General features: G+C 59.6%; 14 protein-coding genes. All 14 read right to left on the bottom strand.

Annotated elements, in window-relative coordinates:
• Positions 1 to 2: 2 nt before the first annotated feature.
• Positions 3 to 560 carry an NUDIX domain-containing protein gene (locus O3297_RS12925; RefSeq protein ID WP_070255807.1) on the bottom strand — a complete coding sequence of 186 codons (558 nt, stop codon included), beginning with the start codon at positions 558 to 560 and terminating at the stop codon, positions 3 to 5.
• A gap of 75 nt (positions 561 to 635) precedes the next feature.
• Positions 636 to 959, bottom strand: a complete 324-nt coding sequence (locus tag O3297_RS12930) for a DUF2818 family protein (RefSeq protein WP_070255601.1) — start codon at positions 957 to 959, stop codon at positions 636 to 638.
• A 3-nt stretch (positions 960 to 962) separates the two neighbouring features.
• Positions 963 to 2,465: an NADH-quinone oxidoreductase subunit NuoN gene (nuoN, locus tag O3297_RS12935; RefSeq protein ID WP_034779502.1), complete on the bottom strand. Its 1,503-nt coding sequence runs from the start codon at positions 2,463 to 2,465 to the stop codon at positions 963 to 965.
• A 16-nt stretch (positions 2,466 to 2,481) separates the two neighbouring features.
• On the bottom strand, positions 2,482 to 3,981 hold the full coding sequence (locus O3297_RS12940) for an NADH-quinone oxidoreductase subunit M (protein ID WP_034749975.1): 1,500 nt from the start codon (positions 3,979 to 3,981) through the stop codon (positions 2,482 to 2,484).
• 29 nt (positions 3,982 to 4,010) lie between these two features.
• Positions 4,011 to 6,110, bottom strand: coding sequence for an NADH-quinone oxidoreductase subunit L (gene nuoL, locus O3297_RS12945; RefSeq protein ID WP_092606118.1), 2,100 nt, complete (start codon positions 6,108 to 6,110; stop codon positions 4,011 to 4,013).
• 46 nt (positions 6,111 to 6,156) lie between these two features.
• Positions 6,157 to 6,465, bottom strand: coding sequence for an NADH-quinone oxidoreductase subunit NuoK (gene nuoK / locus O3297_RS12950; RefSeq protein WP_010399724.1), 309 nt, complete (start codon positions 6,463 to 6,465; stop codon positions 6,157 to 6,159).
• A complete protein-coding gene (locus O3297_RS12955) occupies positions 6,462 to 7,094 on the bottom strand; it encodes an NADH-quinone oxidoreductase subunit J (protein ID WP_034779507.1) in 633 nt (210 codons plus the stop codon). The genes nuoK and O3297_RS12955 overlap by 4 nt, the downstream gene beginning before the upstream one ends.
• A gap of 66 nt (positions 7,095 to 7,160) precedes the next feature.
• Entirely contained in the window at positions 7,161 to 7,649 is a 489-nt protein-coding gene (gene nuoI, locus O3297_RS12960; protein WP_010399726.1) for an NADH-quinone oxidoreductase subunit NuoI, read from the bottom strand.
• A gap of 14 nt (positions 7,650 to 7,663) precedes the next feature.
• On the bottom strand, positions 7,664 to 8,746 hold the full coding sequence (nuoH, locus tag O3297_RS12965) for an NADH-quinone oxidoreductase subunit NuoH (protein WP_133990143.1): 1,083 nt from the start codon (positions 8,744 to 8,746) through the stop codon (positions 7,664 to 7,666).
• On the bottom strand, positions 8,746 to 11,079 hold the full coding sequence (nuoG, locus tag O3297_RS12970) for an NADH-quinone oxidoreductase subunit NuoG (RefSeq protein ID WP_305048885.1): 2,334 nt from the start codon (positions 11,077 to 11,079) through the stop codon (positions 8,746 to 8,748). Before nuoG ends, nuoH begins: the two co-directional genes overlap by 1 nt.
• Positions 11,080 to 11,101: 22 nt before the next feature.
• Positions 11,102 to 12,397: an NADH-quinone oxidoreductase subunit NuoF gene (nuoF, locus tag O3297_RS12975; RefSeq protein ID WP_010399729.1), complete on the bottom strand. Its 1,296-nt coding sequence runs from the start codon at positions 12,395 to 12,397 to the stop codon at positions 11,102 to 11,104.
• Complete coding sequence (gene nuoE / locus O3297_RS12980; protein WP_034779513.1) at positions 12,394 to 12,873, bottom strand: NADH-quinone oxidoreductase subunit NuoE; 480 nt, start codon at positions 12,871 to 12,873, stop codon at positions 12,394 to 12,396. The genes nuoF and nuoE overlap by 4 nt, the downstream gene beginning before the upstream one ends.
• Before the next feature lie 12 nt (positions 12,874 to 12,885).
• Positions 12,886 to 14,139, bottom strand: coding sequence for an NADH-quinone oxidoreductase subunit D (locus tag O3297_RS12985; RefSeq protein WP_034749992.1), 1,254 nt, complete (start codon positions 14,137 to 14,139; stop codon positions 12,886 to 12,888).
• Complete coding sequence (locus tag O3297_RS12990; RefSeq protein WP_034779526.1) at positions 14,139 to 14,732, bottom strand: NADH-quinone oxidoreductase subunit C; 594 nt, start codon at positions 14,730 to 14,732, stop codon at positions 14,139 to 14,141. Before O3297_RS12990 ends, O3297_RS12985 begins: the two co-directional genes overlap by 1 nt.
• Between the last annotated feature and the right edge of the window lie 17 nt (positions 14,733 to 14,749).

Genomic DNA, 14,749 nt, shown 5'->3' on the forward strand with positions numbered 1-14,749 from the left:
AATCAGGCCGGTTGCCAGGCGCCGCTGGTGATCTTGTCGAGCCAGAAGATGCCGATGACGGTTTTCACGTCCGTGATCGTGCCATCCTTGACCCAGTCGAGCAGCTGCGGCACGGTGGCCGTAAAGGTTTCCAGGAATTCGCCTTCATCGAGCTGGCGTTCGCCGGCCACCAGGCCGCGCGCCAGGAACAGCTCCAGGTGTTCATCGGAATAGGCGATGGCATTATGGATGGTGGAGACGAATTGCCAGTCGCTGGCCGTGTAGCCCGTCTCTTCCAGCAATTCGCGCTGGGCGCACGCCAGGTGCGATTCGCCCGCGTCGATCTTGCCGGCCGGGAATTCAATGAAGACGCGGTCCAGCGGATAGCGGTACTGGCGTTCCATCAGCACCGTGCCATCGTCGAGCAGCGGCAGGATGACGACGGCGCCCGGATGCAGGACGAATTCGCGCGCCGTGATCTTGCCGTCCGGCAGCGCAACCCGGTCGCGCTGCACGCGCAGGAAGCCGCCTTGGTAGACGAGCTCGCCGTCCACCTTGGTCTCAGTTAAATTCATATCCATGCGTTCAGTATCCATACCTTGATTATGCTCAATAAAAAAAAACGGCGCCAGAGGCGCCGCTTTCGGTCGATGGGGCTAATGTCGTTTGCGCAGGTAGCGTGTGACGAAGCCGGGAAAGGCCAGCACCAGGAACAGACATCCCGTGATGGCATAGAACTCCCACGTCTGCGGGAAACCGTTGCCGATGCGCGCTTCGAGCGCGAACGCCACGGCGCCGACGATGAAGTACAGAATCACCATCTCCAGCAGGCGCAGCGCCAGCGGCTTGCGCCAGCCCTGCTCTGCTTGCGCCGCCCTTTTCAGGGGCACGGCGGCAAACAGTTTCTCGTTCAGGAAAGGCAGGTTGGCGCCCAGGATGCCCAGGGCGATCACCAGCCAGCTCGAGGCGGTGACATCCATCGGTCAGGACGCCAGCGTCTTGGTGATGGCGGTCGCGCAGGCAGCCAGGATGCTGTTCGGCATCACACCCAGCGCCAGGACGAACACGCCGTTCAGGGCCAGCACGACGCGCATGTCGCCATGCACGACCAGCACATTGCCGTCCGTCGGCTCGTCGAACCACATCATTTTCACGACGCGCAGGTAGTAGAAGGCGCCGATCAGCGAGAACAGCACGGCAGCGATGGTCAGCCACAGCTGGCCCGTCGCCAGCACGGAAGCGAGCACCGAGTACTTGGCCATGAAGCCCATCAGCGGCGGCACGCCGGCCAGCGAGAACATGAACAGGGTCATCACCAGCGCGAAGATCGGGCTGCGTTTGCCCAGGCCCTTGAAGTCGGCCAGTTCGTCTGCTTCGAAACCATTACGTGCCAACAACATGATCACGCCAAAGGTACCCAGGGTGGTGAACACGTAGGTGATGACGTAGTACATCGAGGCGCCGTAGGCGGTGGCTGCGCCAGCCGCGTTCAGGGTGTTGTTCGGTGCATCCACGGTACCGGACAGCAGGCCCAGCAGAACGAAGCCCATTTGCGCGATGGTCGAGTACGCCAACATGCGCTTCAGGTTGGTTTGCGCGATCGCGGTGAAGTTGCCGATAGCCAGCGACATCACGGCCAGCACCAGCAGCATTTGCTGCCAGTCATGTGCCATCGGCAGCAAGCCTTCGGCCAGCAAGCGCAGGGTGATGGCGAAGGCGGCCAGTTTCGGCGCCGCGCCCAGCAGCAGGGTCACTGCCGTCGGCGAACCTTGATACACGTCAGGCACCCACATGTGGAATGGCACGACGCCCAGTTTGAAGGCCAGGCCGGCAACGAGGAACACCAGGCCGAAGACCATGATGGTGCCGTTGGTCTTGCCGTTTTCCAGCGCCACGCGCAGTTCGCCCAGGTCCAGGGTGCCGGAGGCGCCGTACAGCATCGAGATACCGTACAACATGAAACCGGAGGCCAGCGCGCCCAGGATGAAGTATTTCATGGCCGCTTCCGTGGCCTTGGCATTGTCACGGCGCAAGGCGATCAGTGCGTACAGCGACAGCGACATCAGTTCCAGACCCAGGTAGATGATCAGGAAGTTGTTGGCCGAGATCATGATCATCTGACCCAGCAGTGCAAACAGGGCCAGCACGTAGAACTCGCCGCCCAGGTTACCCGACAGCATGCTGCGGTCGGTGGCATAGGCACGCGAGTAGATCAAGGTCAGCGCCACGGCGCCGTACGAGAACAGTTTAAGCAGCTGCGACATCGGGTCCGACACGAACATGTTGTGGAACGTGTAGACGGTGGTGCCCGCATTGAAGTCGCCCACGGTCAGCAAGGCGCAGCCGGCCAGGGTCAGCAGCGACAGCGCATAGGTGATCGAACGCTTCGCCGCAGGCAAGAACATATCGATCAGCAAGAGCGCCGACGTGGCGATCAGCAGAAAGATTTCCGCGTACAGCGGTACCAGATTAGGTGCATTAGTCATGTTATCGGTCTTCTATTTAAGGCAACTTGCTGGTGGCGACATGCTGCAGCAGGTCAGCAACCGAAGTTTGCATCGTGTCGGTGAACGGGGCTGGGTACAGACCCATCACGAGCACGGCGATGGCCAGCACAGCAAGCATGAAGAATTCACGTTTGTTGATGTCGGTCAGTTCGGCCACATGCTTGTTCTTGATCTTGCCGAACACCACGCGCTTGGCCATCCACAGCGAGTACGCCGCGCCCCAGATCAGTGCCGTTGCAGCCAGCAGACCGATCCAGAAGTTGTATTTCACCGCGCCCAGAATCACCATGAACTCGCCGACGAAGCCGGACGTCGCAGGCAGACCGCAGTTGGCCATCGAGAACAGCACGAAGAAGGCGGCAAATTTCGGCATGCGGTTTACGACGCCGCCGTAGTCGGCGATGTTGCGGGTATGCATGCGGTCATACAGCACGCCGATGCACAGGAACATCGCGCCGGAGATGAAGCCGTGCGAGACCATCTGCACGATACCGCCCTGCACCGAGATGTCGTTGAACATGAAGAAGCCCAGGGTCACGAAACCCATGTGCGCGATCGACGAATAGGCGACCAGTTTTTTCATGTCGGTTTGCACCAGGGCAACCAGACCGATGTAGATCACGGCGATCAGCGACAAGGCGATCATGAAACCCGACAGGTAGTGGCTGGCGTCCGGCGTGATCGGCAGCGAGAAACGCAGGAAGCCGTAGGCGCCCAGTTTCAGCATGATGGCGGCCAGCACGGCGGAACCGCCCGTTGGCGCTTCCACGTGGACGTCCGGCAACCACGTGTGGACGGGGAACATCGGCACCTTGACGGCAAACGCCATCAGGAAGGCCAGGAAGATGAAGATCTGCTCGTTCATCGTCAGCTTGAACGCATGCCAGGCCAGGATGTCGAAGGTGCCCGACACATTGCGCAGGTAGATGATGGCAACCAGGGTCAGCAGCGAACCGAAGAAGGTGTACAGGAAGAACTTGAACGACGCGTACACGCGGTTCGAACCGCCCCAGATACCGATGATGATGAACATCGGGATCAGGGTTGCTTCAAAGAAGAAGTAGAACAGCAAGCCGTCCAGCGCGCAGAACACGCCGATCATCAGGCCCGACAGGATCAGGAACGAGCCCATGTACTGGGCGATGCGCTTCTCGATCACTTGCCAAGCGGAAATGACGACGATGACGGTGATGAACGCCGTCAGTGGCACGAACCACAGCGACAGGCCGTCGATACCCAGCGAGTACCAGATATTGAAGGTTTCAATCCACGGTGCTTTTTCGACGAATTGCATGCCGTGCGCGGCGTTGTCGAAATGCTGGATCAGCGGCAAGGTGCACAGCATGCTGAGCACGGCGCCAGCCAGCGACAGCCAGCGGGTAAAGCCCGCTTTGCTGTCGCGGCCGAGAGCCAGGATCAGGACGCCGCAAATGATCGGCACCCAGATCGACAGACTCAGGTAAGGAGGTAGTGTAGAAATCGTAGACTGCATCATGGTTCTCAGTATTCTTTTATCAGGTCAGCTTACTTAGCGGGCCAGAATGGCAGGAAATAGATCAGGAAGCCCAGCACGCCCAGGATCATCACGAATGCATAGTGATAGATGTAGCCGGTCTGCAGCACTCGCGACAGCGAGGACAGCCAGGCGACGACCTTGGCGCTACCGTTGACCAGCAGGCCATCGATCAGCTTCTTGTCACCGAAGTTCCACAGGCCATTACCCAGCAAGCGGGCACCGCCGGCGAACACGACTTCATTGAACTTGTCCATGTAGTACTTGTTGTCCAGCAGGGTGTGGATCGCGTGGAACTTGGCAAAGAACCAGGCCGGTACACGCGGGTTGACCATGTAGCAGTAGTAGGCTGCCACCACGCCGGACAATGCCAGCCAGAACGGTGCCGTCGACAGGCCGTGGATCGCCATCGCCATTGCGCCGTGGAATTCATGCGACAACTCTTCCATTGCTGGATGGTTTTCGCCGACAAAAATCACGCCCTTGAAGAAATCGCCATGCAGCATCGGGCCGATCGTCAGGTAGCCGATGATCAGCGACGGGATCGCCAGCATCACCAGCGGGAACCATACGACGAATGGGGACTCGTGCGGCTTCTGGCCAGGTTCCAGACCGTGGTGCGCGTGGTCGTCTTCCTCTTCTTCGTGGTGGTCGTCATGCGCATCGCCGTGCGCGCCATGGGCCGCTTTCGGTGCGTGATGGTCGTCGTGACCGTGCGCATGCGCCTGGCCGAAACGTTCCTTGCCATGGAAGACGAGGAAATACATGCGGAACGAGTAGAAGGCGGTAACAAACACGCCAGCCAGCACGGCGAACTGGGCAAAGCCAGCACCCCAGATGTGCGTCGCTTCGACGGCTTCGATGATGCTGTCTTTCGAGTAGAAACCGGAGAACAGCGGCGTGCCGATCAGGGCCAGCGAACCGATCAGGGAAGTGATCCAGGTGATCGGCATGTACTTGCGCAGACCGCCCATGTTGCGGATATCCTGGTCGTGGTGCATGCCGATGATGACGGAACCGGCGCCCAGGAACAGCAGTGCCTTGAAGAATGCGTGCGTCATCAGGTGGAACACGGCCACGGAGTACGCGGACGAACCCAGCGCCACGGTCATGTAACCGAGCTGCGACAGCGTCGAGTAAGCGACGACGCGCTTGATGTCGTTCTGGATGATGCCTAGGAAGCCCATGAACAGCGCCGTGATGGAGCCGATCACCAGGATGAAGGACAGTGCCGTGTCGGACAGTTCGAACAGCGGCGACATGCGCGAGACCATGAAGATACCGGCCGTCACCATCGTCGCGGCGTGGATCAGTGCCGAGATCGGGGTAGGACCTTCCATCGAGTCAGGCAGCCACACGTGCAGCGGGAACTGCGCCGATTTGCCCATCGCGCCGATGAACAGGCAGATGCAGGCAACGGTCAGCAGGGCCCAGTCGGTACCTGGCAAGCTCAACAGCGCCAGTTCGTCTTTCTTGGCAAACACTTCCTGGTAGTTCATGGTGCCGGCGTAGGCCAGCAGCAGGCCGATGCCGAGGATGAAGCCGAAGTCGCCCACGCGGTTGACAAGGAAAGCCTTCATGTTGGCCACGATGGCCGTCGGACGCTGGTACCAGAAACCGATCAGGAGGTAAGAGACCAGGCCCACGGCTTCCCAACCGAAGAACAGTTGCAGGAAGTTGTTGGCCATGACCAGCATCAGCATCGAGAAGGTGAACAGCGAGATGTAGGCGAAGAAGCGGTTGTAGCCTTCGTCGTCCTTCATGTAGCCGATCGTGTAGATGTGCACCATCAGGGAGACGAAGGTGACCACGCACATCATCATCGCCGACAGCGAATCGATCTGGAAGCCCACTTCCATCTTCAGGGTGCCGATCGTCATCCAGTTATAGATCGTGCCATTGAATGTCGCGCCATCCATCACTGCCAGCAGTGTCTGCACGGACAGGATGAACGCAATCAGTACGCCCAGGATCGTCGCGGTATGCGACGTCTTGCGTCCGACCAAATTACCCAGGAACTGGGTGCCAAGCAAGCCTGCAATCGCGGCACCGGCCAGCGGCGCCAGCGGTACGGCAAGAAGGAGGTTAGGGTTGAGGAGTTGCCCCGCCATGATGAACCTTAATCGTTATTATTCGAGAGATCGAGTCTGAAAAACATCAGCCTTTGAGGCTGTCCAGGTCTTCGACGTTGATGGTATCCAGATTACGGAACATCACCACCAGAATAGCCAGACCGATAGCCGACTCAGCGGCGGCAACCGTCAGGATGAAGAAAACGAAGATCTGACCGGCCGCGTCGCCCATGAAATGGGAGAACGCGATGAAATTCATATTCACCGCCAGCAGCATCAATTCGATTGCCATCAGCAATACGATGATGTTCTTGCGGTTCAGGAAAATACCGACGATCGAGATTGCGAACAGGATCGCGCCCAGGACCAGAAAATGTGTGAGCGATAATGTCATGGTGCCTCCTTAACTTCCGGCTCAGCCGCAGGACGCTCGACGACCGCGTCCATCTTGATGATCTTCAGGCGGTCGTTACGCTTGACGCGCACGGCATCGCCCGGAGCAAAATGCTTGGTGTCCTTGCGTTTGCGCAGGGTCAGTGCAACCGCGGCAACGATGGCCACCAACAGCACGACGGCAGCGATCTCGAAGGCGAACACATATTTCGTGTAGATCAGCAGGCCCAGTTCCTTGGTGCCGCCCAGGTTGACGTTGACCGGAGCGATGCTAGGCGCAAAGTTGCGGAAACCGTGCCACAGGACAGCGGCCATTTCCAGCACGATGATCACGCCCACCGTCACGGACAGTGGCAGATAGCCCCAGAAACCTTCGCGCATGCGGTCGATATTGATATCGAGCATCATGACCACGAAGAGGAACAGCACCATCACGGCGCCGACATACACCAATACCAGCACGATGGCCAGGAATTCAGCTTGCAGCAGCATCCAGATGCCCGCTGCGGAAAAGAAGGACAGTACCAGGAACAGTACTGCGTGGACCGGATTACGGGCCGTGATGACGCGCGTCGCTGCCAGAATCAAGATCAGCGCGAAGGCGTAAAACAAAATTGTTTTAAAGTCCATAAAAAACCCAATAGACGTACAGATGAACGAGGGGCGCGCCGCAGCTGGTCAGCTGCGGCGCATCCATCAGCGATAAGGTGCGTCGGCGGCGCGCGCAGCGGCGATGTCATTTTCATAACGATCACCCACGGCCAGCAACATCTCTTTCGTGTAATACAAATCCCCGCGTTTCTCGCCGTGGTATTCCAGGATTTGCGTCTCGACGATCGAATCGACCGGGCAGGACTCTTCGCAGAAACCGCAGAAGATGCACTTGGTCAAGTCAATATCGTAACGCGTGGTGCGGCGCGAGCCGTCGTCACGCTGTTCCGATTCGATCGTGATGGCCATCGCCGGGCAAACCGCTTCGCACAGTTTGCAGGCGATGCAACGTTCCTCGCCGTTCGGGTAGCGGCGCAGCGCGTGCAAGCCACGGAAACGCGGCGAGATCGGTGTCTTCTCTTCCGGGAATTGCACCGTGATCTTGCGCGAAAACATGTACTTGCCTGTCAACGCCATGCCCTTGATCAGCTCGCCTAACAAGAGGCTGCTGAAGAAATCTTTTACCTTATCCATTCGTATGCACTCTCTTACTTCCAAATATTCCAGGATGTCTGCATCCAGGCAGCGACGAAGACCAGGTAGACCAGCGTCAACGGGATAAACACTTTCCAGCCGAGGCGCATGATCTGGTCATAACGGTAGCGTGGGAAAGTACCGCGTACCCAGATAAACACCGACACGATGAAGAAGGTCTTGGCGAACAGCCAGAAGAAGCCGCCGAAACCACCCCAGAACTCAAGGAAAGCAAATGGTGCGGACCAGCCACCGAGGAACATGATCGAAGCCAGCGCGCCGATCAGGATCATGTTGGCGTATTCGGCCAGCATGAACATGGCGTAGGCCATGCCCGAATATTCAACCATGTGGCCGGCGACGATTTCCGACTCGCCTTCGACGACGTCGAACGGGTGACGGTTGGCTTCAGCCAGGCCCGACACCAGGTAGATGACGAACATCGGCAGCAGCGGCAGCCAGTTCCACGACAGGAAGTTCACGCCCTTGTCGGCGAAGAAGCCGATTTGCTGGCCGCCGACGATGTCGATGAAGTTCAGGCTGCCCGAGACCATCAGCACGATGACCATCACGAAGCCCATCGGGATTTCATACGAAATCATCTGTGCCGAAGCACGCATGGCGCCCATGAACGAGTACTTCGAGTTCGAGGCCCAGCCGGCGATGATGATGCCGTAGACTTCCATCGAGGTAATCGCCAGCAGCATCAGCAAGCCTGCGTTGACGTTGGCCAGCACGGCTTGCGGGCCGAACGGCACGACCGACCAGGCGGCCAGGGCCGGCATGATGGTCATGATCGGGCCGATCACGAACAGGCCCTTGGCGGCCTTCGACGGGATGATGATCTCTTTGAACAAGAGTTTCAGCGCATCGGCGATCGGCTGCAGCAAGCCCAGCGGACCCACGCGGTTCGGGCCCACGCGGATCTGGATCCAGCCGATCAGCTTGCGTTCCCACAAGGTCAGGTAGGCAACCAGGCCCATCAGAGGCAACAGCACGCACAGGATCTTGATCAGGGTCCAGAAGAACGGCCACGAGCCGCCCAGCAAGTCCTGGCCACCGCTGTTGATGACGTTTACAAATTCAGGCAGAGCCATCAGATTTTCCCCTCTGCTGTTTCAACTGTGATGTCACCGAACATGCCGCCCAGGCTAGCCGTCGAGGCATGCGCCGCCGACACTTTCACCACATTGGCTGGCAGGCCGGCATGGAGTGCCGCCACCAGGATGGCGCTGCCGGAGCCTTGCGCCACTTTGACCTTGTCGCCCGCCTTGATGCCCAGCTTGTCAGCCAGCGCCAGGGACAGGTGCGCTTGCGGTGCGGCGCCATCGACCGTGCGCAGCAGCGGTTCGGAGCGGCGCACGAGCGCGTCGGCGAAGTAGATCGGCACGTCGGCGATGCGTTGCAGCGCAGGCGAAGCCGGTGCGTAGCTTGCCGCTTCCGGCGCGTTCTTGGCGATGTTGTTCAGCTGTGCCGACAGATCGGTCACGCCGGCGCCAAACGCTTCGTCGCGGATTGCTTCGGAAGTGTCGTAGTCGAAACCGGCCAGGCCCAGGATGTTGCCCAGGACGCGCAGCACTTTCCAGGCTGGACGGGTTTCCGCCAGCGGTTTCACGGTGCCGTTGAAGCTTTGCGCGCGGCCTTCGCAGTTGACGAAGGTGCCCGAGGTTTCAGCGAACGGAGCGATCGGCAGCAAGACATCGGCGTAATCCATGCCGTGCTTGAAGGCCGACATCGCCACGACCATGTCGGCGCCATCCAGGGCGGCGCGGGCCGCTTGCGGGTTGGCAGCGTCGAGTTCCGGCTCGGCGTGCAGCAGCACGTAGGCTTTTTTCGGCGCGGCAAAGGCAGCTTGCACATTGGCACGCGGCTTGGCGACCAGGTGCGCGCCAACCGTGTTGGCCGCTTCCGTCAGGTAACCGAGCTTGGCGCCCGTCTGTTCGGCGATCCATTGCGCGGCAGCATGCAATTGCGACGCTTGCGGGTGTTGCGTTGCCGCGTTACCCAGCAGTACGGCGCCGTGGTCGCCAGCCATCAGGCTGGCGGCGATGGCGACAGCCACGTCCGAAGCGGCGATCGCTTCAAAACCGGCTGGCGCGGCGATTTCTTTGGCTTTGGCAACGGCGACGACCACTTCCGACAAGGCCGCCAGCCAATCGCCAGGCGCGACGATCATCTTGTTGGCGATGGTGATCAGCTGCTCATCGTCGGAGGCGTGCAGGATCGACAGCTTGGCGCCGCCCTTGACGGACGCGCGCAAACGCGTGGCCAGCAATGGGTGGTCCTTGCGCAGGAACGAGCCGATGACGAAGGCGCGCTTGATCTGGCCAAATTCGTTGATCGGCATACCCAGCCATGGCTTGACGCCGGCGTCCAGCGCGAAGTCGGTCTGGCGCAGGCGGAAGTCGACGTTCTCGGAACCGAGACCGTTGACCACTTTTTGCAGCAGTACCAGCTCTTCGACGGTCGAATGCGGCGTTGCCAGCGCGGCGATGGCGTCAGCGCCATGCTCGTGCTTGATGTTTTTCAGGCCGTGCGCCACGTATTCCAGCGCCGTTTGCCAATCGACTTCTTTCCACTCGTTGCCTTGTTTCAGCATCGGGGACGTCAGGCGTTCGGCGCTGTCCAGCGCTTCGTACGAGAAACGGTCCTTGTCCGAGATCCAGCACTCGTTGACGGCTTCGTTTTCCAGAGGCAATACGCGCTTGACCTTGCCAGCTTTCACTTGCACGATCAGGTTCGCGCCCAGGCCGTCATGCGGGCTGACCGATTTGCGGCGCGACAGTTCCCACGTACGGGCGCTGTAGCGGAACGGCTTCGAGGTCAGTGCGCCGACCGGGCACAGGTCGATCATGTTGCCCGACAGTTCGGAGTCGACCGTCTGGCCGACGAAGGACACGATTTCCGAGTGTTCGCCGCGGCCGATCATGCCCAGCTCCATCACGCCAGCTACTTCCTGGCCAAAGCGTACGCAGCGGGTGCACTGGATGCAGCGCGACATTTCTTGCATGGACACCAGCGGACCGGCTTCCTTCGGCTGCACGACGCGCTTGTCTTCCTTGTAGCGCGATTCGCTCTTGCCGTAACCCACGGCCAAGTCTTGCAACTGGCATTCGCCGCCCTGATCGCAGATAGGGCAATCGAGCGGGTGGTTAATCAGCAAGAATTCCATCACCGACTTTTGCGCCTGCACAGCTTTATCGCTGGCGGAGCGCACGATCATGCCGGCACTGACCGGGGTCGCACAAGCGGGCAAAGGCTTGGGCGCCTTTTCCACTTCGACCAGGCACATGCGGCAGTTCGCTGCGATCGACAATTTCTTGTGATAGCAGAAGTGCGGAATGTAGGTTCCCAATTTGTTGGCGGCGTCCATCACCATGCTACCAGCAGGGACTTCGACTTTTTTGCCGTCTATTTCGATTTCAACCATGGTGATCGTTACCTGACGCAGCTTAGATATATGCGGGCACTAAGCAATGCTTGTGCTCGATATGATATTCAAATTCTTCACGGAAATTCTTAATGAAGGCCCGTACCGGCATGGCAGCCGCATCGCCCAGCGCGCAAATGGTGCGGCCCTGGATGTTGTCGGCGATCGAGTTGAGCATGTCCAGGTCGTCTGGACGACCCTGCCCCTGCTCGATGCGGTGCACCATGCGGTACATCCAGCCTGTGCCTTCACGGCAAGGCGTACACTGGCCGCACGATTCTTCAAAGTAGAAGTAGGACAGGCGTTCCAGCGCCTTTACCATGCAGCGTGTTTCGTCCATCACGATGACGGCGCCCGAACCCAACATCGAACCGGCTTTCGCGATCGAGTCGTAGTCCAGGTCGGTCTGCATCATGATGTCGCCGCGGATCACCGGAGCGGACGAGCCGCCAGGGATCACGGCCTTGATCTTTTTGCCACCGCGCATGCCGCCTGCCAGTTCCAGCAGGGTCGCAAACGGGGTGCCGAGCGGCACTTCGTAGTTGCCCGGTTTTTCCACGTCGCCCGAGATCGAGAAGATCTTCGAACCGCCATTGTTCGGCTTGCCCATCGCCAGGTATTTCTCTGGGCCGATGTTCAGCACGAATGGCACGGCCGCAAAGGTTTCCGTGTTGTTGATCGTCGTCGGCTTGCCGTACAGACCAAACGAGGCAGGGAAAGGCGGCTTGAAGCGTGGCTGGCCTTTCTTGCCTTCCAGCGATTCCAGCAGGGCCGTTTCTTCGCCGCAGATGTAGGCGCCATAACCATGGTGCGCATGCAACTGGAACGAGAACTCGCTGCCCATGATCTTGTCGCCCAGGAAACCGGCGGCGCGCGCCTCTTCCAGCGCTTCTTCGAAACGCAGGTATTCCTGGAAGATCTCGCCGTGGATATAGTTGTAACCCACGGTGATGCCCATCGCGTAAGCGCCAATGGCCATGCCTTCGATCAGGGCATGGGGATTGTAACGAATGATGTCGCGGTCCTTGAAAGTGCCCGGTTCGCCTTCATCTGTATTGCAGACGAGGTATTTTTGACCCGGGAACTGGCGCGGCATGAAGCTCCACTTCAAGCCGGTAGGGAAACCCGCGCCGCCACGGCCGCGCAAGGACGAAGCCTTGAGGTCGGCGATGATCTGTTCCGGCGTGATTTTCTCTTCCAGGATACGCCGCAGGGCACTGTAGCCGCCGCGGTTCACATAATCTTGCAAATGCCAGTTCTTGCCATCCAGATCCTTCAGGATCAATGGATCGATATGGCGGTTGTGGAGTGACGTCATTTCTTGAGTTCCTCCAGCATGGCGTCGATCTTCTCGTTCGACATCCAGCTGCACATGGTTTTATTACTGACCAGCAAGACAGGCGCATCGCCGCACGCACCCATGCACTCGCCTTCAACCAGGGTGAACTGGCCGTCAGGGGTGGTTTCGCGGAAATCGATACCCAGCTTCTGCTTCAGGTAGTCTGCAGCGCGCACGCCGCCCGACAGGGCGCATGGCAGGTTGGTGCACACGGTGATCTTGTGCTTGCCCACGGGTTTCACGTTGTACATATTGTAGAACGTGGCCACTTCCTGCACGGCAATCGCCGGCATGCCGATGTAATCGGCCAGTTCCTTCATGGTTTCCGGTGCCAGCCAGCCCAGTTCATCCTGGGCATGGGCCAGCGCGGCCATGACGGCGGATTGACGCTGGTCGGCCGGGTACTTGGCCAACTCACGGTCAATTTTCTTATAGCATTGCTCTGATAACAACATACTTTTTGCCTCTTAGCGGTCAATACTGCCGAACACGATATCTTGCGTCCCGATGATGGTCACGGCGTCGGCAAGCATGTGCCCACGCGCCATCTCGTCGAGCGACTGCAAGTGGGCGTAGTCTGGCGCGCGCAGTTTCATGCGGTACGGCTTGTTGGCGCCATCGGACACCAGGTACACGCCGAACTCGCCCTTCGGATGTTCCACGGCGCTGTAGGCCTCGCCTGGCGGCACGTGGAAACCTTCCGTAAACAGCTTGAAGTGGTGAATCAGCGATTCCATGTTGGTCTTCATGTCGACGCGGCCCGGAGGCGCCACCTTGCGGTTGCTTGTCATGACAGGACCTTCATTGTTGCGCAGCCACTCCACGCATTGCTTGATGATGCGGTTCGACTGGCGCAGCTCTTCCACGCGGACCAGGTAGCGGTCGTAGCAATCGCCGTTGGTGCCGATAGGAATGTCGAAATCCATCAGGTCGTACACTTCGTACGGCTGTTTCTTGCGCAAGTCCCACTGCACGCCCGAGCCGCGCAGCATGGCGCCCGTAAAGCCCATGGCCAGCGCATCTTCCGGCGAGACCACGCCGATGCCGACGGTACGCTGTTTCCAGATACGGTTGTCGGTCAGCAGGGTTTCGTACTCGTCCACGGAGTTCGGGAAACGGCGCGCGAAGTCTTCGATGAAGTCCAGCAGGGAACCCTGGCGGTTTTCATTGAGCTTGCCGATGGCCTTGGCGTTGCGGATGATCGACGCCTTGTGCTGCGGCATCGCGTCCGGCAAGTCGCGGTACACGCCGCCCGGACGGTAGTAGGCCGCGTGCATGCGCGCGCCCGACACTGCCTCGTAGGCGTCGAACAAGTCTTCGCGGTCGCGGAAGCAATACAGGAACGGGCCCATGGCGCCAACGTCCAGCGCGTGGGTGCCGAGCCACATCAGGTGATTCAGGATGCGCGTCATCTCGTCGAACATGACGCGGATGTATTGCGCGCGCAGCGGCACTTCCAGGCCCAGCATCTTTTCGATGGCCATCACGTACGCATGTTCATTGCACATCATCGACACATAGTCGAGACGGTCCATGTACGGCACGGATTGCAGGTAGGTCTTCTGTTCTGCCAGCTTTTCGGTGGCGCGGTGCAGCAGGCCGATATGCGGGTCGGCGCGCTGGATGACTTCGCCATCCATCTCCAGCACCAGGCGCAGCACACCGTGCGCGGCCGGATGCTGCGGCCCAAAGTTCAAGGTGTAGTTCTTAATCTCAGCCATTATTTCATCCCGTAATGTTCTTCGCGGATCACGCGCGGCACGTTTTCCCGCGGCTCGATCGTCACGGGCTGGTAAATCACGCGCTTTTGTTCCGGATCGTAGCGCATCTCGACATAGCCGGAGACGGGGAAATCCTTGCGGAACGGATGGCCGATGAAACCGTAGTCGGTCAGCAGGCGGCGCAAGTCGTTGTGGCCTTCGAAGAGGATGCCCAGCAAGTCGAATGCTTCGCGCTCGTACCAGTTGACGGCACGCCAGATGCCCACCACGGAAGGCAGCAGCGGCATGTCGTCGTCCGGTGCGAACACGCGCACGCGCACGCGCCAGTTGTGTTTGACCGACAGCAAGTGCGACACGGCCGCGAAACGCAGGCCATCCCAGCTACCGTCGCCATAGGTCGAGTAGTCGACGCCGCACAGGTCGAGCAGCTGCTCGAAATGCAGGGTCGGATCGTCGCGCAAGGTCTGCATCACGGCCAGGTAGTCCTCGGCCTTGACGACCAGGGTGACTTCGCCCAGCGCAACCGTCGTGCTAACGCGATCGCCCAGGGCAGTGCCGAGGGCGTTTTGCAATACTTCTAAATGTGTTGTCATAATCTGAAACGGCCCCG

The sequence above is a fragment of the Janthinobacterium sp. SUN128 genome (assembly GCF_030587275.1).
Taxonomy (GTDB): domain Bacteria; phylum Pseudomonadota; class Gammaproteobacteria; order Burkholderiales; family Burkholderiaceae_D; genus Janthinobacterium; species Janthinobacterium lividum.